The organism is Microvirga sp. 2MCAF38, from assembly GCF_052115485.1.
GTDB lineage: Bacteria > Pseudomonadota > Alphaproteobacteria > Rhizobiales > Beijerinckiaceae > Microvirga.
In genome coordinates this window covers 51703-76268 of the sequence record NZ_JBFRGU010000005.1, presented here as the reverse complement: position 1 = coordinate 76268, position 24566 = coordinate 51703, and the positions used below count along the sequence as shown (strand labels likewise).

Below are 24566 nucleotides of genomic sequence, written 5' to 3'. Positions count from 1 at the left end.
TGGAAATTCTCAGTTCAAGGAACTGTGGCTGGCGGAAGCACCGGCAAGCCTCTCGAAAGAGGTAGCCGTTCGATCCCCGTTTTTTCCCATAACGGAGTGGCGTGACGTGGGGGACCGGAGCCATCTCAGACGGTCATTATTCAATGTAACTTCCGTTTCCAGCAGTAATCCATTCCCATCCTACACGAACATCTAGGGAATGCCGTCAATGAAATGATGAATATTTGTCATGATATCGCCATTATTATAGCCGCGCTTCAAATTATCGCTCGTTCCGGCCAAGCTGGCCGCAAATAACAAAGAACTGTCTAATAATCACAAGACCAATCTTCACAGTCACGTGTATTCGGAATTACCACTTTAGAGATTTAGTCTCTTGGGGGCACTCATCGGTCGATCGGTGAACAAAAATAATTGACCGGTGCCGCTTATCAGTTGGCACCACGTCATAACAGCCCGTTCGACTCAAATCCATTTTCGGTAACCTACCGTAAGGTAAGGGATTATTATGGCTACTGTGTCTTCTGCTGCCCTTTCGGGCTTTCCAAACGCGTCGAATACTGGTGTTCCGGCTGGCGTGACTCTGACTTCCTCGGGAAGTTTGGTCATCAACACACCAGGAACGGTCATCCGTAACCTCGACATCAAGGGTACCGTGACCATCAACGCCGCGAACGTGACGTTGGAGAACTGCAAGATTTCGGCCAACAGCTGGGCCGTCATCGACATCCGCGCTGGCGGTGCGACGATCAAGAATTGTGACATCGACGGTCAGGCCGCCGAGGGCGTCCGCGGCATCAGCGGCGCCGGTACCTTCATCGGCAACAACATCCACAATGTCGAGGACGGTATCTACGTAACCGGCTCGGGAACGATCATCCAGGACAACTACATTCACGACTTGCAGTCCAACTGGTCCGGCCCGCACTACGATGGCGTCGCGATCGACGGTAACGTCTCGAATGTCAAGATCACCCACAACACGATCATCAACGACCACACCAACACCTCGGCGGTGATGATCGACAACTATTTCGGGCCGATTTCGAACATTGCGGTCGACAACAACTACCTCGCCGGCGGTGGCTATACGATCTATTCGGATGGCCAGTTCTCCGGCGGCGCGATCACCGGTGTGTCGTTCACCAACAACTTCCTCGGCAAGGGTCAGTGGGGCTACGCCTCGTTCAACAAGAACACCCCTTACATGTCGGGTAACACCGAAGGTATGCCCGGCGACGTGCCCCCCGGCGGGTCCCCGAACCCGACGCCGACACCCACCCCCACTCCCGACCCGGCGCCGACGGATCCCACGACCCCTCCGACTTCGACCGAGAAGGTCATTAAGGGTGGTTGGGGCAACGACGTCCTGACGGGTAGCAGCTCGACGGTCGACAAGATCTTCGGCTATAACGGCAACGACAAGCTGAACGGCAAGGGTGGCAACGACATCCTTTCCGGTGGCGTTGGCAAAGATACGTTCATCTTCGATACGAAGCTGAACAAGAGCACGAACGTCGACAAGATCACGGACTTCAACCCGACGTACGACACGATCCAGCTTTCGAAGGCGATCTTCACGAATCTCAAGGCAGGTACGCTTGCTTCGAGCGAGTTCAGGATCGGCGACAAGGCGCTCGATGCCGATGATCACATCATCTACAACAATAAGACCGGCGCGGTTTATTACGATGCCGACGGCAATGGTTCCGGCGCTGCGGTGCAGTTCGCCACCATCAGCAATCTCGCGAAGCTCACGAAGGCCGATTTCTTCATCGTCTAACGTCGATTCGTGAACAGGAGCGGCCCCGGCGCGAGTCGGGGCCGTTTCATTTTGGGATTGCCCGCAGGGCGACGATCCGTTCCACCAATCTTGCCAGCAATGTGCCTACCACCGCGCCTGCGGCCTTTACGGCATAATCGTGGACTTGGCCGTGGCGGCCTGGAATGATGTCCTGCATAAGTTCGAACAGACCGGCTATTCCGAGAACCAGCAGGGCGTAGCCGACATGGTGGTTGGGATAGCCGAAGTAGAATGCCCCGCCGATTGCCGCGAAGGCTACGAACCGCTCCAGATCGGCAGGAGCCGCAGTGACGGGCCTAAATCCGATCGGCAAAAGCGTGAAGGCCGCGACAGCCGCGACGAGCAGCCACGCGACCCAGCGAAAAAACACTCTGACGGTCATGTCGGACACTTGAAATGGGATCCTCGCCGCTCGTCCGCTCATTGCATCGACAATGCTGCAAGCCCGTCGAGAGGCAAGCGCTCACAGGCCGTTGGAGCGATGACGGCGATGACAGGGCGGCCCGGAGCGCTCAGACCGAGATAGCGATTCAGTTTGCTCCAATAATATTGGGCCCGCGTTCTCAGGATCGGCTGCTCGGCATAGGTTTGTCCATTGACGATGTAAAGGATCGGGTTGCCCTTGGCGACTTGCGTGATCAAGGATCGATGCCAACCTTGCGGCGCGACCGGGGCGACGAGAACGTTGCAGGAGCCTGAAACACCTGAGACCCAGCTCAGATCGTAGTCGGGAACGTCCTGCCGCACCTGAAAACCATCCTGCCGGAGAACGGTCGCGATTTTGTCCGGGATCGTGCTTTCCGTCACCGCGGCAATGTCCGCGACGCCCGGCACCTTGAGAGCAACGCTCGCTGCCAGCGCCAGTCCGAAAACCGCGCTAAGTCCGAGCCGGAAGGTCACGTCGGACTCCCAGCAGGCAAATCCCGACCGTGACTCCCAAAATGAGCCAGCTCGCGACGGCCGCGCCAATGGGGCCATGGATCAGATCGAAATGGTCACGATAGAGACCGATCAGGCTGATGCGGGTGACGTTGATGGCAATCACCGCGATGCATGCGAGCAAGACCCATCCCCCATCTCGCCACGCGCGCGGGCGTTTCAAAACTTCAGTCATCGTCACCCAGCACAGGATCGCCAGGGAGACATTCGCCAGCGAGGAACAGGCTGGCGCGATCCAGACATAGCCTGACCCGTCGGCGAACTCGATCGCATTGCCGAGGCGATGCGTTCCCACCAGCCAGCCGACGAGCGTGGCATCGCCCTGCAATATGGCATCGCTGAACACTGCAAAGAGAAGGCGCCCCCAGAACATCGGCACCGTCATCGCAAGCAGAATCCAGCCTCCACGATTGAGGAAACTGCCGCGCGGTGATGTTCTCAGGATGTGGATCGCAAGCCCAGAGATGGCCAACCAGCTCAGCGGCGCCACAGGCACGAGAAAAGCGGCAAGAACGACGGTCGCTACGACCCAGTCGGAGCGCCCAGTGGGCTGCGCCGGTTCACGTAGCAAAAATGACAGTCCGATGAGGCACGCACTCCAGACGATGACACTGATATCGAATGTGTTGAGAAGCGCGCCCACGATACCATCGCCCGAAACGCTCACCATGATGCGCTCGAGGATTCCGTTGATGAATCCGATCACGACGAGACCGGCAAAGAGTTCGTTGCGCGGTACCCCCGTTATGGCGGCACACGCATCCCTACCCACGTCTCGGGCGACAGCAGCCCCCGAGACGGAAGAATGGGACAGTCGATGATCGGCCTGCATCTCAGTCGAGTTTTTCGATCTTCTGACGGTTGCGATAACGGCGAACCAGAACATATCCGCCAGCGAGCAGGATGAAGGGAAGTCCTGCCCCCGCTACGGGACCCGGTGCGCCGACGGAACCTCCGCCCGTCCCACCGCCCGTCCCACCGCCATGGTGGTTGCCGCCTCCTTGTCCTCCGCCATTGGGGCCGCCGTGTCCCCAACCGCCTCGTCCCCAATTCCCCCACCAGGAGGAGAAGCCGCCGCTAGATGAATGTCCCGCGACGGTCGCGGCAGCCGTCAAGGCTGAAAACGCGAGTGCTGCGAAAAGAATCTTTGTCGAAGTGAACATGCCGAGCCTCCAACATGGGAGAAGCTTAAGTTCAAGGTTCGTAGACGAGTCTTGTCGTGCTGTTTCATTTTGCGCTTCGAACCGGTGTCTTCAAGACACTCAAAGGGAGTACGTTGTGGAGCATCCGGGATAGTATTGAGGGCAGGGTAGGAAAATACATCAGGCGAATGCGCTTTCGGTACCGTGAAGATTAGGAAGTGCCACTTGCCGAGCGATCCATGACTCCCTTGATCGCGCGTCGTGCGTCAGTCGGCGATCTTCCGGCCCATCGCTGGAAAGCATGTACGAAAGAGCTGACCTCAGTGTATCCGAGAAGCCAGGCTATCTGGGATATCGAAAGATCATAATTCTGCAAATATCGATATGAGAGGTCCGAACGGAGTTCATCGAGGATCGTGCTGAAGCTCAGGTCGTCCGTGGCGAGCTTACGGGATAAGGTTCGGGGGCTTAAGCCGAGATCGTTTGCAATCGTGCCCAAGCTCGCGCTTCCGTCCTGGAGACGCGGGACGATTGCGTTCTCGACGCGGGTTCGCAGCGGGTTCTCCGACCACGCCAATCGCCCCGCCGCCTCTTGGCAATATCTCACCATGAATCTGTTGAGATATTCGTCCTCCGTCACAAGGGGCAAGTCGACCGCTCGCGCATCAAAGGAGATCCGATCTCTCGGAGCACCGAACCTGATGACGCATTCGAAATAGCGCTCCATTTCGGCAGGATCGGCATCGTTCTGATGAACGAAACTCACATCGAGCGGTGTAAGCTCGCGCTTGGTCAAGAACCGTGCCGCCTTTAGAGTATAAGTGATCCAGAACATCATCTGGTGCCGATCGAGATGTCGTTCCACGCCGACATAATCGAACTCAACCGAAAATGCATTCGCTCTACGGCTCGTGATGGTCCGGATACCTTCGTTCACGACTGCGCTGTATCGCGCTGCGATGTCGAACGCGTCGCCAAGCTTCTGGGATGAGGCCATCACGTAATAGAGCGGTCCGAGTTCACGCAGATCCGCATCCCGCGCCAGGTGAAACCCGAGCAACGGGTCGTCCAATGCATGCGCGACGAGATTGAGGAAAACGATTTGTTCACGAACGTCGACGCGAACGCGTTCGTCTTTCACGAGGGTCGGAGGCAAACCAGCTTTTCTGAGTAAGGGTGAAATTCTGAGGCCCGCTCGCATAGCCTCCTCGGCCGCGATTCGCGACAGAATACCCACCGCAGTCGGAGGAGCTGCAGTGTCCTGTCGTGCGGTGAGGCCCACCCTCTCTTGCGGCATCGCCGGTCCTATCGCGTCACCGATTATCTGTCTTCACCCAGGCAGAAGGCCAGTGATCTCCGATGGTGTACCTCTCTTGCACCGACAAGGCGGCCGTGTGGACGATTGATCGGGGTCAGGCCCAACCTAGATGCCAGACGTGTCAGCATCGGGGAGTTCTTCTCGCGAAATGCGCAAGATCCTTTTTGTGTACGGCACTCGTCCGGAAGCCATCAAAGTCGCCCCGCTCGTCCAGGCGCTGGGACGATCAGCGCACATCAAACCGGTCGTTGCCGTCACCGGTCAGCACAGGGCCATGCTCGATCAGGTCAATGATCTGTTCGGCATCAAGCCGCTCCACGATCTCGACATCATCACCGAACGACAGCGATTGCAGGACATCACGACACGCGCGCTCAACGGCGTCTCGGACGTGATCGCCGTCGAGAAGCCTGACGCGGTTCTCGTTCAGGGCGACACGACGACTTGCCTCGCGGCCGCCCTTGCCGCATTCTATCAAAGAGTTCCGGTCATCCATCTCGAGGCCGGATTGCGCACGCGTGATGCCAGCAATCCGTTTCCGGAGGAAACCAACCGCTGTCTCACGACGCAACTGACGACGGTGCATCTCGCGCCGACGCCGACATCACGAGAGAACCTTTTGACGGATGGCGTGCCCGAGGACAGGATCTTCGTCACCGGCAACACCGTCATCGATGCGCTGCTCGATGTGGTGTCGCGGAATCTGCCCATCGAGAACCTCGATCTGACGAAGATCAAAGGGCGGCGTACCGTTCTGATCACCGCTCACCGGCGCGAGTCATGGGGCGACCCGATGGCGCGGACTGCACGGGCCATCGTTCGCATCGCCAAGGCCTTTCCCGAGGTCGTCTTTCTCCTGCCGGCTCACCTCAATCCGGTGGTTCGGGAGGTGCTTCTTCCGCCGCTTCAGGGTCTCGACAACGTAGTGGTCACGTCGCCGCTTGCTTATTGCGATTTCGCGCGGGCGATGAACGAGGCGACCATCGTGCTCACCGACAGCGGCGGCGTGCAGGAAGAAGCCCCGAGCCTCGGCAAGCCGGTTTTGGTAATGCGGGAGACGACGGAAAGACCTGAGGCTGTCGCCGCCGGGACCGTCAAACTGGTCGGCACGAGTGAGGACGTGATCGTCGACGAAGTCTCGACCTTGTTGACCGATATGAGTGCTCATCAAGCGATGGCGCATGCGGTCAATCCCTACGGCGATGGCCACGCAGCGGATCGATGCAAGAATGCCATCGAGCATTTCTTCGGCCTTGCGGAGCGCCCCGCCGAATTCGATCCCCTGGCAGGGCAGCGTGCCCGCTCGAAAGTTAGTCAGTTCCACGCTCCGCGGGTGTCGTAGACCACCTTGCCGCCGAGCCGGGTCCGCCCCAGGGCCTTGAACTGATCGTGCTCGACCAACAGAACGACGATATCCGCGCGCTCGACGGCTTCGACCGTTCTCTCCATGCGCAGATTCGAATAGGCTGCCAACGCTTGCGGTACGCGGTCCGCGTAGGGATCGACCACAAGGATTTCGGTGTCAGGCAGGCCCTTGGCGATCAGTTCGACGACCTCGATCGCGGGGCTCTCCCTGATATCGTCCACATTGGCTTTGAAGGTCAGGCCGAGACAGGCAACCGTCGGGGAATGGAACCGGCTGGCTTTTGCGATCACCTGCTTTGCGACGTGATGCGGCTTGTCGTCATTGACCTCGCGCGCGATGCGGAGCAACCGCGATTGAGTGGGCGCGGCCGCAATGATGAACCACGGATCCACCGGGATGCAATGCCCGCCGACACCGGGGCCGGGTTTCAGGATCTCCACCCGAGGATGCCGGTTCGCCAGCCGAATGACCTCCCACACATCGAGATGAAGCGACTCGCTGATCATCGACAATTCATTGGCGAATGCGATGTTCACGTCACGATAGGCGTTTTCCACCAGCTTCGCCATCTCGGCGCTGGCGGCGTCGGTGAGAAGAATCTCGCCTTGTGCGAACACCCGGTAGATCGATGCGGCACGCTGTGCGCATCGGGGCGTGACGCCTCCGACGACGCGGTCGTTGGTGATGATCTCGATCATGATGCGGCCCGGAAGCACGCGCTCGGGGCAGTGGGCGACATAGATTTCGGCGATTCCGTCCGTATCGTGCGGCATCTTCAGGTCGGGGCGCAACGCTCCGATCCACCGGCTCACCTGTTCCGTGGTGCCGGGAGGCGATGTCGATTCGAGGATGACGATGGAGCCGGGTTTCAGGCGTGGGGCGAGTTGCTCGGCCGCTGCCTGCACATACGACAAATTTGCGGTGTGATCGCCATTGAACGGTGTCGGCACGGCGATGATGTAGGCATCCGCTTCCGGGGTTTCGGACGACGCGCTCAGCCTTCCCATCGCCACCGCGCCGCTGACGGCGACCGCGAGGTCCGGCTCGATGAAAGGAACCTTACCCTGAGAGACGGCCGCGACGATGTCGGGGTTGATGTCGACGCCGATGACCTCGATGCCGCGCGTTGCCAACGCCGCCGCGGTGGGCAGGCCGATATAACCCAGGCCGAGAATAGCCAGCCGGCCAGAGAAAAGATCGGTCATTGCAGCGACTCCCTGTTATTCGGTGATAATATTTTTTCCGACAGCCCGCTCATCGCGGTGGTGGAGATGCATCACACCGTTGTTCGGTCGAAGCGGAGGTGACGGGTCGAACAATTCGCGAACGGTCAGCATCAGGAATTGTGTATTCGTCGTGAGATAACGCCACGCCATCCGGCGCGGCTCCTGCACCAGGCGGAACGCCCATTCCATGCCGATGCGCTGCCAGCCCAAAGGCGCCCGTTTCGTGATGCCGGCGAGAATGTCGAACGATCCGCCGACACCATGCATGATCGGTACATCCAGGCTGTCCTTGAACGAACCCAGGAAGATCTCCTTCTTGGGGGACGTCATGCCGAGAAACAGCATGTCAGCGCCTGAAGTGCGGATGTCCGCGGCGACCCTCGCGCTGTCGCTGTCGGCGAAATAACCGTCATTGCGTCCGACGATCTTCAGTCCCGGAAAGCGATCGTGCAATTTTTCTTCGAGCGCCCGGAGCACATCCGGCCGGGCGCCGAGAAGGTAGACGGACCATCCCTCCCGATGCGCGAGGCCGAGCAGCCGTTCGAAGATATCGATGCCCGCCACGCGTTCGGGCAAGGGGCGGCGGAAGAGCTTGCTGGCCCACACGACGGATTGTCCATCGGCCAGAAGCATGTCGCATTCGAGGAGCGAGGCGCACAGCACCGGATCCTTGCGCAGCTTGACGACCTTGGCCGCGTTGAGAACGCCGAGCAAAAGCGTTTTGCGTCTGGCGAGCGCATCGCGACAGCTTTGGACGACGTCCTCCATACTCAAGGGATCGATGTAGAGCCCGAAAAGCAACTGCCGGTGCTTTTGCGCTTCCGGACGGGGTTCGGTTGCGGGTGTCGCCACCCTCCGGTTCTCGCGCAATTTTTCCACCACGCCACCGGCGAGCCAGGCATAGAGAAGCCACCCGAATTCGTAGGGCCGGCACTCATAGTCGATCCGGTTCGGCGGAAAGATCGCATCGAGACCGGGCATATGCAGGCCTGGGTTCAAGCTCGTCGTGACGGCGGAGATCGACCGCGCCGCCTTCGGCGGTTCCCGGCGCGCCGCCTTGCGCCAGACGACGCTGTGTTCCTCGCAGACGAGATCATCGGCGACTTCGGGGTGTTCGACGAGCCAGCGCAGACCTTGAGCGATAGCATCTCGATAATCGCCTCCGCCCGCTTCCCTGAGATCGAGAAGCGCCATGGGCGCCATGGCATGCTGATGGACGCTATAGACGGGGTAGCCTTCGACGATACCGCCGTTGCGCGTGTCGTAATGCCACCACCACTGACCCGCGGGTCCTTGAAGCGCGCAGATCCGGGCGGCACACGCATCCGCTGCCGCCAACGCACCGGCATCGTCGAATGCCACCGAAAAGCGGGCGAGCGCCTGTATCGGATAGACCTGATCGGCAAAACAACCCACATGAGCGCGAAACAGGCCGCTCGCCTGCGCGGGAATCATGTGTGGGAAAAGCCCGGAGCTGCTTTGCGCTTTTCTCAGCCGGTTCGCGGCCATCACGCTCAGTTCGTCCGTGTCGGCGAGATGCGCGGCCGCAAGAGCTGCGCTCACGACCCACGCGCATTCCACGGTGGAGATCGGTCCGTCCGTTGCGAGCAACACATGAAGCCGTTCGAAAAGATCGGCCGCATGAAAATCGGCAACTTCCGCGGCAGCCCAAGCGGTGAGCGCGATTGCTCCCGTGTCGCTGCTCTCGTCGGCGCGCTTCAGGATGCTTCGCGCAAATTCCGCTGCGGTCCGGCCGCCCAGAATTTTGCGCTGGTCGGCATCGTCGACGAAAGCCGATCCCAGCGCCACCATGGCTGCGTAGCGCAAGTTTTCGCCCTCCGGTCGGACGGACGAACCGGTGCCGGTTTGAGCGAGGCGGACCGTATGGACGAAGCCGCCACTGGCATACATTTGCGGCAGCCCTCGCTTCGCGAGAGCGATCAGCCGCTCGGTCTGCTCACGCAGCTCTCCCGCGACGTCCTCCAAGGCATCCAACCGGTCGAGATGAATATCTCGCGTGGCGACGGACGCCGAATGCGAGCCTCGATTTGTCAACGCGTCGTGCGGATCCATGCCATGCTCTTTGAACTGACACCGAACCGCGACATTACTTCAGATTGGATCGCGCTCTGTTTGCAATTGCGACGTACCTCTATCGATGCAACCCTCGATAATGCCAAGGCTATATGCGCGGCCGCGATCGACGGGATCCGATAGGCTTTGCAACAATGGGATCTGAGGGAGGTTAGGGCACGCGAAGCTGAGCGGAAAAATGTTCAGCTGAGAGCGATGACGATGAGCGTCCAAACAAGAATGTTGAACAGAACAAAGGCGAGCAGCAGAACTCTTCGCGAGAACAAATCGGCGATAGCGCGGGGATTCCTGCCGCGCCGCCAATACGATTTCGAGAGAAGTGAGCCGACGCGAAAAACTTCGGCGACCTGTTTTGAATTTTCCATCGGTAGGGACGCCTGTTTTCCCTTCGCAAACGTTCGACTGGATCTCGGTCCGGAAAAATGGAGTGACGCGCGGTCCTCGATAGGGAGTATCGCCTGGGGGAAAACTCGTCCAGCCGGAATAATCCGGCCTTGGGTAGGCCCATCGACGCACCGCTTGGTGTGGCGTATCGGAGGTTTCGAAACGGCGTGCGTAACCCCTCGTGGGGTGACCCGCAAGACAATAATCTCAAGCGAAAATAACTTCGATTTCTCCGAACCTTAGGTCGGCGATTGCACTATCGTGCGCAGCAAATATCCGTCTAAGAGCATGGAGTTAATCCTAAATAGTTGGCTGGGCCGACGAACCGAGTCCCCTACACTATTGGTTGTTGCTGTGACCCCGCGATTTCTCGCTAGGCACAAGCTTAGTTGCGCTTTCTTGCGATGGATTGCTCCATAGTTGCACAATGAATCTCGAGGAACCGCCATGGAACCCGAACGAGCTTCGCGTCGAACAGTCTACCCCGATGTATCGTTGAAGCTGCGGCCGATCCCTCTCAAGGCTCGGCATTCGGAGAGCCGCGGTTTTTCATCCGGGTTGCCCGCCGGCATCGACGTGTCGGAGCCAAGCCGTTCCCCGAACTATTCCACCAGCCGCTCCGGAACCGACCGGCGTCTCGAGCTTGCGTTGAAACGCGGGTTTGATATCGGGGTCACTCTCGTCCTCCTGGTTTTGCTGACGCCCGGGTTGCTGCTCATCGCAGCGGCGATCAAGTTGACGTCACCGGGTCCGGTCTTGTTTCGACAGCAGCGGTATGGTCTCGACAGGAGGCGGTTCGAGATCCTGAAGTTCCGGACGATGAGCGTGCACGCATGCGATCCGAGCGGAGTGAAGCAGGTGAGCCGTGACGACATGCGGGTCACGCCGGTTGGTCGCTTCCTACGCAAATCGAGCCTCGATGAGCTGCCTCAGCTCGTCAACGTGTTGCGGGGCGACATGTCTCTCGTCGGGCCGCGCCCGCATGTTCCAGGAATGCTGGCAGGCGGCATGCTCTATGAAGAGCTGGTGCCTGAATATTTCGAGCGTCTGCGTGTGTTGCCCGGCGTGACCGGGTTGGCCCAGGTCAACGGTCTGCGCGGCAGCACGGAAGATCCCGTGGCTGCGCGCGCCCGCATCAGCGAGGATCTCATTTATGTCGAGCGCTGGTCGGTGGCGCTCGACATTAAAATCATCATCAAAACCGCGCGATCCGAATTTCTCTCGGGAACCGGTTTTTAGGCGGGGGCGCAAGGCCAGGCAGCGTATGCGCGGTCGCGGGTGACCGCGCTCTGTCTTCGTGTTGCGTCGAAGCGGCGCAAGCGTGGCGCGGAACTTCGCATGTTCTCTGTTTGTTTTAGGGCCAAGATCTGTCCCAGGAGGACGTTATGGCCTTTTCGATTCGAATTCCGGCCCTTGGTCTTGCGATGCTCGCGGCTGGCATGATGATGCCGACGAGCGGGGCCGAAGCTCGCGGCTTTTTCCGCATGGGTGGCATGGGCGGCGGGTTCCATGGTGGTGGTGGATTTGGAGGCTTCCACGGCGGCGGTTTCCATGGCGGTGGTTTCGGTGGCTTTCACGGCGGCGGCTTTGGCGGCTTCCGGGGCGGTGGTTTCCACGGCGGTGGCTTCAATCGCGCACCGTTTGCCACAGGGAGCCTCGGCTTCCGTCCCGGTTTCCACCCCGGCTTTCATCCGGGCTTTCACCCTGGATTCAGGCGCTTCAATAACTTCAACACCTTCCCCGTCTTCGTTGGCGGGCCATTCTTCGACTGGGGTTGGGGCTATCCTTACGGGTGGGGATACCCTGCTTATGGCTGGGGCTATCCGGATTACTACGGGGACACAGTGGTCACCGCCGGGTACCCGTATTATGGCGCCTATGCCGGATGCTACTGGCATCGCGTGCGGGTCGTGAACGCACATCACCACGTCGTATTTCGCAGGGTTCGCGTTTGCCGTTAAACCAGAAAACGCCCATGCGAGGTCCAGCCGCTCACACGCCGCTTCGGAAATTCGGTGTGTGAGTGCGCACGAAGCGACACCTTTACACCCTTCCACTTTCGCCACTTGCGCTCTAGCTGTTGATGCTAGCGAGCGGACAGGGTAGAGGCCCCTGTTCGGCAAAGCTTGGATTTTTCATGACAACGCGCTTCCATCGCGGCGATCTGCCTGCGGATTATCAACCCGGTCCGGCGATCGCGATCGATACCGAGACGCTCGGCCTCAACCCGCACCGGGATAGGCTCTGCGTCGTGCAGATTTCCAAGGGCGACGGGTCGGCGGATGTGGTGCAGATCCTGAAGGACGGCCCGATCCCGCACAATCTCGTGCGTGTCCTGGGCGACGAAGGCGTGCTCAAGATCTTCCATTTCGCCCGGTTCGATCTCGCAGCCCTGTTTCACGCCTTCGGCGTGATGCCCCGCCCGGTCTATTGCACCAAGATCGCCTCGCGCCTCACCCGCACCTACACGGACCGGCACGGGCTCAAGGATCTGGTGCGCGAATTGCTCGGGGTCGAAATTTCCAAGCAGCAACAATCCTCCGACTGGGGCGCGGAGACGCTGACCCAGGCGCAACTCGATTACGCCGCTTCCGATGTGCTCTATCTTCACGCCTTGAGAGAGAAGCTCGACCGCGTCCTCGCGCGCGAGAACCGCACCGGAATCGCGCAGCATTGTTTCGATTTTCTCCCGACCCGCGCACAGCTCGACCTGATGGGGTGGCCGGAGACGGATATTTTTTCCCATAGCTGATAAGTTGTCTTAAGCTTTTCAACGTAAACGCTATAGCGGTCACAACTTCGCCACGGCGACCCGCCATGGCCCCTGCGCGTGAAGAAGGATGTTGTCTCGGTGACAGGCTTGCAAGACATGGCGGTTGAGAGCGGTCGGGTGTCGATCCCGGCCTCGCGCTCGCGCGCCTTCTTGAAAGCGCGCCGCCACTCGCGGTGGGTCCGTCTCGCCAAATGGGCGATTCCATTCGGGGCTCTGTTCGGCCTGTCGGTGGTGATTCTCATCGTGATCTACGATCCGTTCCGCAACATCAAGGGTCTCACCCTGGACGCGGTCTCGGTTTCAGGGACGCAGGTGACGATGGAAAGCCCGCGCCTCACGGGTTATCGGAACGATACGCGCCCCTACGAGGTCACGGCGACCGCCGCGACGCAGGATGTCCGCAAGCCGCATCTCGTCGAGTTGAAAAACATGCGCGCCCGCCTCGCCACGGACGACAAGGGCAACACCGCCCGGCTCGAAGCCACGACGGGCATGCTCGACACCCAAAAAGAGCAGATGCAGCTCAACACCGATGTCCGCGTCCGCACCGATGCGGGACAGGAGATGCAACTGCGTTCGGCTTTTATCGACTTCAAGGCCGGCAGCGTGGTATCCAACGAGCCGGTAAAGGTTTCTCTCGGCAACGGCACCATCGAGGCAGAAGGCATCAACGTGACCGATAACGGCAAGGTCATCCAGTTCACGGGTCGGGTTCGTTCCGTCTTCGAGAACCCGAACACGGCGAAACCGGATTCCGGTGCGTCGGCCGCCGGCGCCACTCCTTCGCCTCAACCCTCTAAAGCGCGTCCATGATCATGTTCAAACAGGCAAGCCTCATCGCAGGTGCCCTTCTTCTCGCCCTTCCGGCTCTCGCCCAGGCGCCGGCCGCCCAGAAGGAGCGCGCCGCCGGTTTCGGCAATTTCGGTTCCAGCAAGGAGCCGATCAAGATCGACGCGGACAAGCTCGACGTCTACGACAAGGAAGGCCGCGCGGTCTTCTCCGGAAATGTCGTTGCCGTTCAGGGCGACAGCACCATGAACTGCTCCCTCATGACGGTCCTCTACGAGCAGAAGAAGGACGAAGCCGGCAAGAAGCAGGCTCTGCCGAGCAGCGGCGGCGATGACAGCTCGATCAAGAAGATCGATTGCAAGGGCCCCGTGACCATCGTCTCCAAGACTCAGGTCGCGACCGGCAACGATGCGATCTTCGACCGCGAGAACAACAAGATCTATCTCGTCGGCAACGCCGCCCTGAGCGACGGCCCGAACATCACCCGCGGCGAGCGGGTCGTGTACGATCTCAACAGCGGCGTCGCCAATGTGGAGACGAAACCGGGCGGTCGCGTGAAAGCCCTGTTCGTGCCCGGCAGCAATTCGGAAGCCGATAAGGGCAAGGACGCCAAGGACAAGGCGAAGCCGGCCGCCCGCTGAGGCGAAGCCGCTTCCCGCTTTCAGGATCTCCTCGTGAAACCGTTCTTCAACCGCAATTCCCAAGTCGCTGCTCCGGCCGTGGCCGTGCCCAAGACCTCCGCACTGGAAAGCGCCGCCGATGCGCTGGCCCGGCAGACATCCTTGCGCTCGGGCGGTGAGCGGGCGACCTTCGGGGGCCCCGGCATTCTCGCAGTCAAGGGATTGCAGAAAAGCTATCGCGGCCGCACGGTCGTGCATGAGGCGGCGCTGAACGTGCGTGCAGGCGAGGCGGTCGGCCTCCTCGGCCCCAACGGCGCGGGCAAGACCACCATCTTCTACATGATTACCGGCCTCGTCTCGGCGGATCGCGGGGTGATCAGCCTCGATGGCCACGAGGTCACGACGCTGCCCATGTACCGGCGTGCGCGTCTGGGCATCGGCTACCTGCCGCAAGAGGCCTCGATCTTTCGGGGTCTCAACGTGGAAGACAATATCCGCGCGGTGCTCGAAGTGGTGGAGCCGAGCCGCAAGGAGCGCGACCGCAAGCTCGACGCGCTGCTCGATGAGTTCAACATCACGCGCCTGCGCAAGGCTCCCTCCATCGCCTTGTCCGGTGGCGAGCGTCGGCGCTGTGAAATCGCTCGCGCGCTCGCAGGCGAGCCGACCTTCATGCTCCTCGACGAGCCCTTCGCGGGCATCGATCCAATTGCGGTCGGCGACATTCAGAATCTGGTGCGCCACCTGACCCGGCGCGGTATCGGCGTCTTGATCACCGATCACAACGTGCGCGAGACCCTTGGCCTCATCGACCGCGCGTACATCATCCATTCGGGTCGCGTCCTGACCGAGGGCCATCCCGACGCCATCGTGGCGAACGAGGAAGTGCGCCGGCTCTATCTCGGCGAAGATTTCCGCCTGTAACGGGCATCCTCTTCAAGGCATCGTTATCCCGGGGCCACGTCAGCGGAGCCCGGGATCGTCTTTCGGACGAGGCTCCCTTCTCGTCATACGATCCCGGATCGCCTTTGGCGTCCGGGATGACGCAATGGACGATGACGACCTTGAGTCGCTCCTCGCCCGTTTTGACGACGACCACAGCCCATGTAAGATCGGGTTGATGCAAAAAGCATGCCGGTTGGCTGGCGGGACGCCGTAATGGCCACGATGCAAAGATTGGAGCTTCGCCAGGCGCAAAGCCTGGTCATGACGCCGCAGCTTCTGCAGGCGATAAAGCTACTTCAGCTCTCGCACCAGGAACTGCAGGCTTACGTCGAGGCTGAACTCGAGCGAAATCCCTTGCTCAATCAGGACGCCGAAGGCGATGCGTCGGAAGCGCAGGGTGAACCCGTTTCGGAAGAGGCTGCATTCGGATCGGACAGGGCCGCCGAGGTGTCGGAAGCGCTCAAGGCCTCATTTCCCACGCATGAGAGTGCGCCAATATCGCGTTCGAGGAGCGAACGTTCGCAAGCGGGCGAGAATGGCCTGGATTTCGCGGCGACGCTTGCAGCCCAGACGACACTTGCCGATCACCTCGAACGCCAGTTCGAACTCGCTACGAGCGATCTGCACGAGCGCGCCATCGGCCATTATCTGATCCATTCCCTCGACGAGGCCGGGTATCTCAGGGACAGTGCCGCGGTCATTGCGGTGCGGCTCGGCGCACCCCGCGATCAGGTGGAGGCGCTGATCGCCCTGATCCAGACCTTCGATCCGCCGGGTGTCGGCGCGCGGGATCTCAGCGAGTGTCTGGCGCTTCAACTCAAGGAACTCAATCGCCACGATCCGGCCATGGAGGCTCTGCTCACGCGCCTCGATCTGGTGGCGAAGCGCGATTTTTCGGCGTTGAAACGGCTGTGCGGCGTCGATGACGAGGATCTGGCCGAAATGCTGGCCGAGATCCGGCTCCTGGAGCCCAAGCCCGGTCACGCTTTTGCACCGTCCCTGTCGGAATTCAGCGTACCCGATGTGCTCGTCAAGGAGGGGCCGGACGGTGCCTGGCTCATCGAGTTGAACCCGGACACGCTGCCCCGGGTGCTAGTCGATCAAACCTACCACGCCCTTGTATCGCGAGCCGCGCGCAACGACAAAGAGAAGACCTTTCTCAACGAATGCCTGCAAAGCGCCAACTGGCTCAAGCGCAGCCTCGACCAGCGGGCCAAGACCATTTTGCGCGTGGCGACCGAGATCGTACGCCAACAGGAGGGTTTCTTTCGCCATGGAGTCACTCATCTGCGGCCTTTGACGCTCAAAGTCATCGCGGACGAGATCGGCATGCACGAATCCACTATCTCGCGGGTCACCGCCAACAAGGCCATCGGCACCGGCCGCGGCCTGTTCGACATGAAATACTTTTTTACGGCGGCGATCGGCGGGGCGCCGGGGGCCGAGGCGCATTCGGCGGAAGCCGTTCGCCATCACATCCGACAGATGATCGAGGCTGAGGCTGCGAACGATGTGCTTTCCGATGATGCAATTGCCCAAAAATTGAAGGGCGACGGCATCGATATCGCGCGCCGCACTGTTGCGAAATACAGAGAATCGCTGCGGATCCCATCCTCCGCCGACCGACGGCGCCTGAAAAAGAGCTGACACTTTTCCGCCGTAACCGACCTCGCACTGGCGCGGTGGCGAAAGAATGATTTCAGAAGTGAAGTTGTCCTGACTGTGATCCGCAAGGGTAGAAGCCCACAGCGAAGGTCCGTCCAGGGTTGATGGTGCTCCCCGCTCTTTCGTCTAAATTGTCGCGTCAAGACTTGTTTTGAACTGCGGAAGACGCATCATCTAGCAAGAGTCACAAGTCGGCGGCGTGCGTCGGTGGCCGGGGAGGACGTGATGGCGTTGAGGGTATCCGGGAAGAATCTCGATATCGGTGAAGCCCTTCGGAGTCAGATTTCAGAGCGATTGGCCGGCGCCCTCCAGAAATATTTCGATGGAAGTTATTCGGGGCATGTGACCGTCACCAAGGACGGCATCGGTTTTCGCACCGATTGCGTTCTCCATCTCGCGTCTGGGGCTACAATCGAAGCCTCCGGCGCGGCTCAAGGGGCTTATGCAAGCTTCGATCAGACGGCGGAGCGCATCGAGAAGCGCCTGCGGCGCTACAAGCGGCGCCTCAAGGAGCGACCCCCGACCAATAACCGGACTCAAAGCGCCGAGATCGCCTATTCCGTCTTTGAGGCACCGACGGACGAATCGGCCGAAGCGGAGGCCTATCATCCTGCGATCATTGCCGAAACGACGAAGACCCTGCACCGGTTCTCGGTCAGTGACGCCGTTCTCGAACTCGATATGACGGGGGCTGTGGCCCTTGTCTTTATCCACGCTGGCACCGGCCGCGTGAACGTCGTATACCGCCGGGGTGATGGGGCGATCGGTTGGGTCGATCCACCGCCGGGACAGGGTTGAGAGCTCATGGACGAGACCTCGACTTTGGCCCGAGATTTGCTTGAACAAAGCGCGGGGCCGAAACGGCTTCACCACCAATGCGGCTTTATCGATGCCTTTGCTCGACTTTCTAGATCCCCAGGCGGTTCTTCCCGCCTTGAGGGCAACCGGTAAGAAACAGGCTTTGCAGGAGCTCTCCGCCCACGCGGCGCGGCTCTCGGGCCTGGATGAAGGCGTTATTTTCGAGGCGCTTCTGCAGCGGGAGCGCCTTGGCTCGACCGGAATCGGCGAGGGAATCGCTATTCCTCACGGCAAGCTGGCGGGCCTCACCCGCATTTTCGGCTTGGCCGCACGGCTGGAAAAGCCCATCGATTTCGAGGCTTTGGATGGCCAGCCGGTGGATATCCTGTTCTTGCTCCTGGCACCGGAAGGTGCTGGTGCCGACCATCTGAAAGCGCTCGCCCGTGTTGCCCGCGTCCTGCGCGAGCCAGGCGTCGTCGAGCGCGTGCGCGCCACCCGCGACCGGGAAGCCCTCTATTCGGTTCTCACCGAAATTTCCGCCCCACGCGCCGCGTAGGCAAGAAACGTCATCCCGGATGCCCAGGCGATCCGGGATCGCAAGCCGGATTAAAACCCTACTCTCGTCAGGCGATCCCGGGTTCCGCTTTCGCGGCCCCGGGATGACCGTATACCTTACGACTTCGGCGCGATTTCCCAGACCAGCTGGACATTCGCGTTGTAACGAAGGGTCGCCGGCGGAACGATGGGGATTGCTTCCGAGCCGGCCTTCCCAGCCGAGAGACTCATGCGCATATCGGCCTGAGGGCCGCCATAGGGCTGCGCCGAACCATCTCTGATTTCCAACAACCGGCCGATCCCGACGCCTGCAGCGGTGGCGAAGACCTCGGCCTGCCGCCTCGCGTCGCGCACGGCGGCCTGGCGAGCCTGATCCTCACCCTCTTCCTGCCGGTCGAGGCCGAACGAGACCGATTCGAAGAGCATGTCGCCGCTGGCAAGAATTTCGCCCGCCAGCTTACCGACGCCCTCGAGGTCGCGGGTCGTGATTCGCAACTCATGATTCGCCGAGAATTTGGGCGTCTTGATTTCCTTCCCATCCGGACCGATTCGCGGAGAGGATTGGAAAACCTGGAAATTCAGGGTGCGGATGTCGTCTTTCTTCACCCCGATCGCCTGCAGGCGAGCGAGCACCTTCTCGGAGGCCGCCCGATTCGCCTCGGCGGCTTGCGCGACCGTGTCGGCCTGGGTGGAGACGGCGACATTCAATCGGGCGAAGTTCGGCTTCAGCTCCGCCTCGCCCGAGCCCATGACGCTGATGGTCGCCGGAGGCGTCCGGTCGTTCTGGCTGAGAGCGGGAGAAGTGAGGGCGGGAGAGGTGAGGGTCAGTGCGGCGAGCGTTGCCGCCATGGCCATGCGCATGTGTGTTCCATCCGTTGAGGCACGAGCCGGCTTGTCCGGCCATGCGGTTTACAAAAAAGGGCATGGCCGCTTCATGCAGCCATGCCCGAAAGCAGCTCCAATGGGAGCAGGAAGCTTATCGTCCGGTTTTCACCTTGGTCCACAACCGGGTGACCGTGCGCTGGGCGCGGTCATCATAGGCCGTGTTGGTAAAGAGACGCTTGAAGGTCGCCTCATCCGGATAGATGCCGGGATCGTTGAGGATTTCCGGCTTCACGAATTGCTTCGCGGCGAGATTGCCGGAGGCATAGGAGACAAAATTCGTGTTCATCGCGGCAATTTCGGGGCGCATCATGAAATTGATGAATTCATGGGCCTCGGCAGCATTCTTGGCATCAGCCGGAATGGCGAAGCTGTCGAACCACATCAGCGCGCCTTCGCGCGGGATGATGTAGGCCACTTCGACGCCGTTCTTGGCTTCTTCCGCGCGCTTCTTCGCCTGGATCATGTCGCCCGAATAGCCTACCGCCACGCAGATATCGCCGTTGGCGAGCGCGTTGATGTATTCGGAGGAGTGGTACTTCTGAATGTTGCCGCGCACCTTGAAAAGAGCATCGCCCGCCTTGTTCAGATCCTCCGTCTTCTTCGAATCCGGGTTGAGGCCGAGATAGGCCATCACACCGGGAAAGAGGTCTTCCGGCGAATCGAGCATGTAGATGCCGCAGGCCTTGAGCTTGGAGGCGATCTCGGGCTTGAGCACCAGATCCCAGGTGTTGAGCGGCACGTCGCCGAGAATGGCTTTGACCTTCTTGACGTTGATGCCGATGCCCGTGGTTCCCCACATGTAGTTCACGGCGAACTGGTTGCCGGGATCGAACACGGCGAGGCGCTGGGCGATGTCGGGCCATTGATTGGCGAGATTCGGCAGCTTCGCCTTGTCGAGCTTCTGGAAGACTTTGGCGCCGATCAGGCGCTGGAGGAAGGGGCCCGACGGCACGACGATATCGTAGCCGGATTTGCCGGCCAGAAGTTTCGTCTCGACGATCTCGTTGTTGTCGTAGGTGTCGTAGACGACCTTGATGCCGGTCGTTTTCGTGAACTCGTCCAACGCTTTCGGGTCCACATAGTCGGACCAGTTATAGACATTGACGGTGCGCTGCTGTTGAGCGCTGGCGCCGGTCACGAGACCGAGGCTGAGAGCGATTGCGACGAGAGGACGAATCATCGACGGCGGACCTCCGCTGGGTTGGTGTAACAATTCGCGAAGCTAGGAAATTCCATTCCCCGATACAATCGGCAAAACCGGCCCGGGCGGACTTCCCTTGTGCATGATCAAGCCGCTTTTTTAGCCACCTTCGCCAGACGCTCCAGCCCGGCATCAAGGGTGGCGTCTTTCTTGGCGAAACAGAACCGCACAACATTCTTCACCGCCCCTTGCGCATAGAAGGCCGAGACCGGAATCGCGGCGACGCCGTGGTCGGTGACGAGGCGGCGACAGAAGGCCACGTCGTCCGTCTCTCCCAACGGCGCGATGTCGATGTTGAGGAAGTACGTGCCCTGGCTCGGGATGACATTGAAGCCGAGCGTTTCCAGCCCGGTCGTGAAGCGGTCGCGGCTTTTCGCGAAATCGCGCCGCATGGTCTCGAAATAAGTGTCTTCTTTTCCAAGCCCGTAGGCCACCGCCGTCTGGAGATTGGGCGGCGTGGTAAAGGTGAGGAACTGGTGAGCCTTGGCCAGCACTTTCATGATATGGGGCGCGGCGCAGACGAAACCGACCTTCCAGCCGGTGAGGCTGAAGATCTTGCCCGCGGAGCCGATCTTTACGGAACGGTCGCGCATGCCCTCTAACCCGATCACCGGCTGGTGGCGGCGGCCGTCGAACACCACGTGCTCCCAGACTTCGTCCGAGATGACGATGGCGTCGAACTTTTTCGCGAAAGCGGCAAGGAGCGCCAGATCTTCGCCTGAAAAGATCGTCGCGGTGGGGTTCAGCGGATTGTTGAACACGACAGCCTTGGTCTTCGGCGAGAAGGCCTTGGCGAGCGCCTCTTCCGTCAGTCGGAAATGCGGCGGCTGCAACGTCACGAATTTCGGAATACCGCCGGCGAGCCGCACCAGCGGCAGATAGGCGTCGTACATGGGCTCGAACAAAACGACCTCGTCACCCGGCTCGATCAGCGCGAGGATCGCACCTGCCAGAGCCTCCGTCGCGCCCGACGTCACCATGACCTCGCTGTTCGGATCGAGATCGAGACCCTGCCAGCGCTTGTAATGGGAGGCGATGGCGCCGCGCAGATCGGGCAGGCCCATCATCGGGGGATATTGGTTGTAACCGTCGAGCACGGCCTCGGCCGCCTTGCGCCGCACATCCTCCGGCCCCGGATCGTCCGGAAAGCCCTGGCCCAGATTGACCGCACCGGTTTCCCGGGCGAGCCCCGACATCACCTCGAAGATGGTCGTCGGGATATTGGCGAAGATCGGGTTCATGCCGCGCTCCGGGATTGGGTGTTCGTCGGTTGAGTCGGTTCGTAACACGGCCCGAGGACAGATCGAACCGCCATCTTGCCTCTTGTCGCTGAAGGAAGCTCAGATGACGAACGCGGCGGATGCGTTATTTAGGGAACGAGGAAGCGCTTCTCGATGCCACGTCCCAGGGCGCAAAAGTCTGGCCTGGGATCATGAAGGGATTTTGCCGATGTCTCTGGAACTACATTTTCATCCGTTATCCTCGTTCTGTCACAAGGTGCTTATCGCTCTCTACGAGAACGAGACGCCCTTCGAACCCGTCATCGTGGATCTCACTGACGCCGATTCGCGCGCCGCTTTCGAGGCCATCTGGCCGATCCGCCGTTTTCCGGTGCTGAGAGATCGGTCGGCCGGTCGCACGATCCCTGAAACGAGCATCATCATCGAATATCTCGATAGGCATCACTCCGGAGCAGTGCGGTTCATTCCGAGAAACGATGACGAAGCTCTCCGCACGCGTCACTGGGACCGCTTTTACGATCTCTACGTGAATGTCCCCATGCAGAAGATCGTCACCGACCGAATCCGGCCGGAAGGGCACAGCGATCCCCATGGCGTCGCTCAGGCGCGTGCTTTGCTGGACACGGCTCTCGGCATCGTCGACGCGGAGATGGCGGGGGGAAGCTGGGCGGCGGGTGAGAATTTCGGCATGGCCGATTGCGCGGCCGCGCCCGCGCTGTTCTATGCGGACAAGCTGAACCCCCTCGCCAAGGCCTACCCGAACGCTGCGCTGTATCTGGCCCGCCTGATGGAGCGACCTTCCTTCGCGCGGGTTCTGGCAGAGGCTCAACCCTATTTTGCCCTCTTCCCCAAGGAAGAGAAATCCGCGCAGCAAGAAATGGCGGGGTGACACTCGGCGGGGCTGTTGCTATCGCGTGGGAAGCAACAAAGACCGCAACCTTATGCATTTTCCCCGCCGGCCTCTCATTCCCGGCCTTTCGATTCTCGTGGCGCTTCTCGCCGTGGCTTCCCTCGCCATCGGCCCGGCGCCCCTCGGGGCCTTTTCCGCATTGAAGGCTCTGGTATCCGATCAGGGTACGGCCAGCATCGTCGTGCGGGAGATCCGCCTGCCGCGGACATTGCTCGCGCTCATGATCGGCTGGGTTTTCGGGCTCACGGGCGCGGCCTTGCAGGGGCTGTTGCGCAACCCGCTCGCCGATACGGCGGTGTTCGGCGCACCGCAAGCGGCGGCCTTCGGGGCGGTTTCGGTCCTCTATTTCGGTCTTGTCGGAGCATTGTCGTGGGCGCTTCCGGTCGCGGCCATCGCAGGCGCGCTGTTGTCCATCGCCCTCGTGGTTCTGGTGGCGGGGCGCAGCACGACCATCGTCGTTCTGGTGCTGACGGGCCTGGCAGTGGGAAGTCTCGCCGGCGCGGCCACGTCGCTCGCGATCAGCCTCTCGCCGAACCCCTTCGCGGTGACGGAAATCGTCTTCTGGCTGCTCGGCTCGCTCGAGGACCGGTCCAGTGTTCATGTGATGCTGGTCTTGCCCTTCATTGTCGTGGCAAGCGCGCTTCTCCTGGCCGCCGCTTCCCCGCTGCGGGCTTTGTCGCTGGGCGAGGATACGGCGAAGAGTCTCGGGGTGAACGTGAGCCGGTTGCGGCTCATGATCGTGGGAGCTGCCGCCATCGGCACGGGAGCCTCGGTCGCCGTTGTCGGCTCCATCGGCTTCATCGGGCTCGTCGCGCCTCATCTCGTGCGCCCGTTCGTCGGCTACGATCCCGCGCGCACGCTGTTGCCGTCGGGGCTTGTCGGGGCGGCTCTGTTGCTTGCGGCCGATTGCGCGGTGCGGCTCATTCCGACGAGTGCGGAGGTGAAGATCGGCGTTCTCACCGCCATGCTCGGGGTGCCGTTCTTCCTCTGGGTCATCTTCAAGCGCAAGGCCGAACTCGCGGAGACGCCCGCATGACGAGCCTTGTCGCCCAATCCCTCAATGTTACATTGCGGCGAAAGCCCGTTCTCAGCGATATCGATCTCGCCTTCACGCCGGGGCGGCTGACCATGGTGCTCGGCCCGAACGGGGCGGGGAAGACTACGCTGCTGCGGACCCTCGCCGGGCTCCTCGCACCCGCGACAGGCTTGGTTCTGTTCGACGGTCGGCCGGTCGCCCGGGTGAATGGGCCGGAGCGGGCGCGCGCGATTTCCTATCTGCACCAGAGCGGTACGGTCGCCTGGCCCATTTCCGTCTTACATGTCGTGGCGCTCGGGCGCTTGCCCCATGGCGAGGAGCCTGATTCCCTTCCGTCTCTGGGGCGGAATGCCGTCGTCGAGGCCATTGCGGCTGTCGGGCTGCAGGGGTTCGAGGACCGCCCCGCCACGGAGCTTTCCGGCGGCGAGCGGGCGCGGGTGCTGCTCGCCCGGGCGCTCGCGACGAAGGCGCCGGTCCTGCTTGTCGACGAACCCATCGCCGCCCTCGATCCGCGCCATCAGCTGCGCGTGCTCGACGTCCTGCGCACCTATGCCAAAGCTGGAGCCATCGTGGTCGCGATCACCCACGACCTCACCCTCGCCGCCCGCTATGCCGACGAGGTCGTCTTGATGGATCGCGGCACGGTCCGCGCCCACGCGACGCCGGAGGAAGTGTTGACGCAGGCCAATCTGGCGGCAAGCTTCGGTGTCGAGGCCCGCATCCTGAATGATGCGGGTCGGCTCGTGATCGTGGCAGAAAACCCTCTTTCTTCAGCATCTTAGATGGCTCTTCGAGACCCCTGCCCGGCAAGGGGCACAAATCGGCCCCAGGCCAAGGTATTTGACAAAGGGCCGAGCCCGGCGGATACCCGCCCCAGC

General features: G+C 61.0%; 25 protein-coding genes. 14 read left to right on the top strand and 11 right to left on the bottom strand.

The genetic code is table 11. The features are described 5' to 3' along the window. Positions 1-508: 508 nt before the first annotated feature. Complete coding sequence (locus AB4072_RS11945) at positions 509-1783, top strand: hypothetical protein (RefSeq protein ID WP_441968161.1); 1275 nt, start codon at positions 509-511, stop codon at positions 1781-1783. A 46-nt stretch (positions 1784-1829) separates the two neighbouring features. Here the strand turns inward: AB4072_RS11945 and AB4072_RS11940 are convergent, their stop codons facing one another. The 5 genes from AB4072_RS11940 to AB4072_RS11920 form a co-directional block, all read right to left on the bottom strand. Beyond that, the gene (locus AB4072_RS11940) at positions 1830-2186 is read right to left on the bottom strand and encodes a VanZ family protein (protein WP_441968160.1); all 357 of its coding nucleotides are present in this window, start codon (positions 2184-2186) and stop codon (positions 1830-1832) included. 38 nt (positions 2187-2224) lie between these two features. Then, complete coding sequence (locus AB4072_RS11935; protein ID WP_441968159.1) at positions 2225-2704, bottom strand: hypothetical protein; 480 nt, start codon at positions 2702-2704, stop codon at positions 2225-2227. Next, positions 2682-3515, bottom strand: a complete 834-nt coding sequence (locus AB4072_RS11930) for a hypothetical protein (protein ID WP_441968158.1) — start codon at positions 3513-3515, stop codon at positions 2682-2684. The genes AB4072_RS11935 and AB4072_RS11930 overlap by 23 nt, the downstream gene beginning before the upstream one ends. A gap of 61 nt (positions 3516-3576) precedes the next feature. Further along, on the bottom strand, positions 3577-3906 hold the full coding sequence (locus tag AB4072_RS11925) for a hypothetical protein (RefSeq protein WP_441968157.1): 330 nt from the start codon (positions 3904-3906) through the stop codon (positions 3577-3579). Between the two features lie 190 nt (positions 3907-4096). Further along, the gene (locus tag AB4072_RS11920) at positions 4097-5086 is read right to left on the bottom strand and encodes an AraC family transcriptional regulator (RefSeq protein ID WP_441968557.1); all 990 of its coding nucleotides are present in this window, start codon (positions 5084-5086) and stop codon (positions 4097-4099) included. Positions 5087-5351: 265 nt separating this feature from the next. Here AB4072_RS11920 and wecB point away from each other — a divergent pair, with 265 nt between their 5' ends. After that, a complete protein-coding gene (gene wecB, locus AB4072_RS11915; protein ID WP_441968156.1) occupies positions 5352-6545 on the top strand; it encodes a non-hydrolyzing UDP-N-acetylglucosamine 2-epimerase in 1194 nt (397 codons plus the stop codon). Here wecB and wecC read toward each other — a convergent pair. The 3 genes from wecC to AB4072_RS11900 all read right to left on the bottom strand — a co-directional run bounded on the left by wecC (position 6518) and on the right by AB4072_RS11900 (position 10254). Beyond that, the gene (wecC, locus tag AB4072_RS11910; RefSeq protein WP_441968155.1) at positions 6518-7774 is read right to left on the bottom strand and encodes a UDP-N-acetyl-D-mannosamine dehydrogenase; all 1257 of its coding nucleotides are present in this window, start codon (positions 7772-7774) and stop codon (positions 6518-6520) included. The two genes, wecB and wecC, sit on opposite strands and share 28 nt — an antisense overlap. Positions 7775-7789: 15 nt before the next feature. Next, positions 7790-9868, bottom strand: a complete 2079-nt coding sequence (locus AB4072_RS11905) for a WecB/TagA/CpsF family glycosyltransferase (protein ID WP_441968154.1) — start codon at positions 9866-9868, stop codon at positions 7790-7792. 203 nt (positions 9869-10071) lie between these two features. Continuing rightward, positions 10072-10254 carry a hypothetical protein gene (locus tag AB4072_RS11900; protein ID WP_441968153.1) on the bottom strand — a complete coding sequence of 61 codons (183 nt, stop codon included), beginning with the start codon at positions 10252-10254 and terminating at the stop codon, positions 10072-10074. 466 nt (positions 10255-10720) lie between these two features. On the opposite strand from AB4072_RS11900, the gene AB4072_RS11895 reads away from it, so the two are divergent. From AB4072_RS11895 to ptsN, 9 genes are all read left to right on the top strand, one after another. Further along, positions 10721-11512, top strand: coding sequence for a sugar transferase (locus tag AB4072_RS11895; protein WP_441968152.1), 792 nt, complete (start codon positions 10721-10723; stop codon positions 11510-11512). Positions 11513-11658: 146 nt separating this feature from the next. After that, the gene (locus AB4072_RS11890; protein WP_441968151.1) at positions 11659-12234 is read left to right on the top strand and encodes a hypothetical protein; all 576 of its coding nucleotides are present in this window, start codon (positions 11659-11661) and stop codon (positions 12232-12234) included. 176 nt (positions 12235-12410) lie between these two features. After that, a complete protein-coding gene (locus AB4072_RS11885) occupies positions 12411-13025 on the top strand; it encodes a ribonuclease D (RefSeq protein ID WP_441968150.1) in 615 nt (204 codons plus the stop codon). Between the two features lie 99 nt (positions 13026-13124). Then, positions 13125-13859, top strand: coding sequence for an LPS export ABC transporter periplasmic protein LptC (gene lptC / locus AB4072_RS11880; protein ID WP_441968149.1), 735 nt, complete (start codon positions 13125-13127; stop codon positions 13857-13859). Continuing rightward, positions 13856-14476 (top strand): LptA/OstA family protein, encoded by a 621-nt coding sequence (locus tag AB4072_RS11875; RefSeq protein ID WP_441968148.1) that lies wholly within the window; start codon positions 13856-13858, stop codon positions 14474-14476. Before lptC ends, AB4072_RS11875 begins: the two co-directional genes overlap by 4 nt. Before the next feature lie 102 nt (positions 14477-14578). Next, complete coding sequence (gene lptB / locus AB4072_RS11870; protein WP_441968555.1) at positions 14579-15376, top strand: LPS export ABC transporter ATP-binding protein; 798 nt, start codon at positions 14579-14581, stop codon at positions 15374-15376. 234 nt (positions 15377-15610) lie between these two features. After that, positions 15611-17044 (top strand): RNA polymerase factor sigma-54, encoded by a 1434-nt coding sequence (gene rpoN, locus AB4072_RS11865; RefSeq protein ID WP_441968147.1) that lies wholly within the window; start codon positions 15611-15613, stop codon positions 17042-17044. Positions 17045-17287: 243 nt separating this feature from the next. Beyond that, complete coding sequence (hpf, locus tag AB4072_RS11860; RefSeq protein ID WP_441968146.1) at positions 17288-17860, top strand: ribosome hibernation-promoting factor, HPF/YfiA family; 573 nt, start codon at positions 17288-17290, stop codon at positions 17858-17860. A 91-nt stretch (positions 17861-17951) separates the two neighbouring features. Further along, positions 17952-18416 (top strand): PTS IIA-like nitrogen regulatory protein PtsN, encoded by a 465-nt coding sequence (ptsN, locus tag AB4072_RS11855; protein WP_441968553.1) that lies wholly within the window; start codon positions 17952-17954, stop codon positions 18414-18416. 116 nt (positions 18417-18532) lie between these two features. Here the strand turns inward: ptsN and AB4072_RS11850 are convergent, their stop codons facing one another. The 3 genes from AB4072_RS11850 to AB4072_RS11840 form a co-directional block, all read right to left on the bottom strand. Further along, positions 18533-19276 carry an SIMPL domain-containing protein gene (locus AB4072_RS11850; RefSeq protein ID WP_441968145.1) on the bottom strand — a complete coding sequence of 248 codons (744 nt, stop codon included), beginning with the start codon at positions 19274-19276 and terminating at the stop codon, positions 18533-18535. A gap of 115 nt (positions 19277-19391) precedes the next feature. Beyond that, entirely contained in the window at positions 19392-20480 is a 1089-nt protein-coding gene (locus tag AB4072_RS11845; RefSeq protein WP_441968144.1) for a polyamine ABC transporter substrate-binding protein, read from the bottom strand. A 107-nt stretch (positions 20481-20587) separates the two neighbouring features. After that, the gene (locus AB4072_RS11840; RefSeq protein WP_441968143.1) at positions 20588-21742 is read right to left on the bottom strand and encodes an aminotransferase; all 1155 of its coding nucleotides are present in this window, start codon (positions 21740-21742) and stop codon (positions 20588-20590) included. A 208-nt stretch (positions 21743-21950) separates the two neighbouring features. On the opposite strand from AB4072_RS11840, the gene AB4072_RS11835 reads away from it, so the two are divergent. Genes AB4072_RS11835 through AB4072_RS11825 form a run of 3 tightly spaced genes read left to right on the top strand, consistent with a single transcriptional unit; the run spans position 21951 to position 24470 of the window. Then, positions 21951-22631: a glutathione S-transferase family protein gene (locus AB4072_RS11835; RefSeq protein ID WP_441968142.1), complete on the top strand. Its 681-nt coding sequence runs from the start codon at positions 21951-21953 to the stop codon at positions 22629-22631. Positions 22632-22683: 52 nt separating this feature from the next. Beyond that, positions 22684-23688: a FecCD family ABC transporter permease gene (locus AB4072_RS11830; RefSeq protein ID WP_441968141.1), complete on the top strand. Its 1005-nt coding sequence runs from the start codon at positions 22684-22686 to the stop codon at positions 23686-23688. After that, the gene (locus AB4072_RS11825) at positions 23685-24470 is read left to right on the top strand and encodes an ABC transporter ATP-binding protein (RefSeq protein WP_441968140.1); all 786 of its coding nucleotides are present in this window, start codon (positions 23685-23687) and stop codon (positions 24468-24470) included. Before AB4072_RS11830 ends, AB4072_RS11825 begins: the two co-directional genes overlap by 4 nt. The last annotated feature ends 96 nt before the right edge of the window (positions 24471-24566 follow it).

Excerpts from the sequence above, each read along its gene's own strand:
- AB4072_RS11895 (WP_441968152.1), top strand. The coding sequence starts at position 10,721 with ATGGAACCCGAACGAGCTTCGCGTCGAACAGTCTACCCCGATGTATCG.
- AB4072_RS11885 (WP_441968150.1), top strand. The coding sequence starts at position 12,411 with ATGACAACGCGCTTCCATCGCGGCGATCTGCCTGCGGATTATCAACCC.
- AB4072_RS11920 (WP_441968557.1), bottom strand. The coding sequence starts at position 5,086 with ATGCGAGCGGGCCTCAGAATTTCACCCTTACTCAGAAAAGCTGGTTTG.
- AB4072_RS11825 (WP_441968140.1), top strand. The coding sequence starts at position 23,685 with ATGACGAGCCTTGTCGCCCAATCCCTCAATGTTACATTGCGGCGAAAG.
- AB4072_RS11845 (WP_441968144.1), bottom strand. The coding sequence starts at position 20,480 with ATGATTCGTCCTCTCGTCGCAATCGCTCTCAGCCTCGGTCTCGTGACC.
- wecB (WP_441968156.1), top strand. The coding sequence starts at position 5,352 with ATGCGCAAGATCCTTTTTGTGTACGGCACTCGTCCGGAAGCCATCAAA.
- wecC (WP_441968155.1), bottom strand. The coding sequence starts at position 7,774 with ATGACCGATCTTTTCTCTGGCCGGCTGGCTATTCTCGGCCTGGGTTAT.
- AB4072_RS11835 (WP_441968142.1), top strand. The coding sequence starts at position 21,951 with ATGTCTCTGGAACTACATTTTCATCCGTTATCCTCGTTCTGTCACAAG.
- AB4072_RS11830 (WP_441968141.1), top strand. The coding sequence starts at position 22,684 with ATGCATTTTCCCCGCCGGCCTCTCATTCCCGGCCTTTCGATTCTCGTG.
- rpoN (WP_441968147.1), top strand. The coding sequence starts at position 15,611 with ATGGCCACGATGCAAAGATTGGAGCTTCGCCAGGCGCAAAGCCTGGTC.
- AB4072_RS11890 (WP_441968151.1), top strand. The coding sequence starts at position 11,659 with ATGGCCTTTTCGATTCGAATTCCGGCCCTTGGTCTTGCGATGCTCGCG.
- AB4072_RS11905 (WP_441968154.1), bottom strand. The coding sequence starts at position 9,868 with ATGGATCCGCACGACGCGTTGACAAATCGAGGCTCGCATTCGGCGTCC.
- hpf (WP_441968146.1), top strand. The coding sequence starts at position 17,288 with ATGGCGTTGAGGGTATCCGGGAAGAATCTCGATATCGGTGAAGCCCTT.
- AB4072_RS11840 (WP_441968143.1), bottom strand. The coding sequence starts at position 21,742 with ATGAACCCGATCTTCGCCAATATCCCGACGACCATCTTCGAGGTGATG.
- AB4072_RS11940 (WP_441968160.1), bottom strand. The coding sequence starts at position 2,186 with ATGACCGTCAGAGTGTTTTTTCGCTGGGTCGCGTGGCTGCTCGTCGCG.
- AB4072_RS11875 (WP_441968148.1), top strand. The coding sequence starts at position 13,856 with ATGATCATGTTCAAACAGGCAAGCCTCATCGCAGGTGCCCTTCTTCTC.
- AB4072_RS11945 (WP_441968161.1), top strand. The coding sequence starts at position 509 with ATGGCTACTGTGTCTTCTGCTGCCCTTTCGGGCTTTCCAAACGCGTCG.
- AB4072_RS11900 (WP_441968153.1), bottom strand. The coding sequence starts at position 10,254 with ATGGAAAATTCAAAACAGGTCGCCGAAGTTTTTCGCGTCGGCTCACTT.
- AB4072_RS11925 (WP_441968157.1), bottom strand. The coding sequence starts at position 3,906 with ATGTTCACTTCGACAAAGATTCTTTTCGCAGCACTCGCGTTTTCAGCC.
- AB4072_RS11850 (WP_441968145.1), bottom strand. The coding sequence starts at position 19,276 with ATGCGCATGGCCATGGCGGCAACGCTCGCCGCACTGACCCTCACCTCT.
- ptsN (WP_441968553.1), top strand. The coding sequence starts at position 17,952 with ATGCCTTTGCTCGACTTTCTAGATCCCCAGGCGGTTCTTCCCGCCTTG.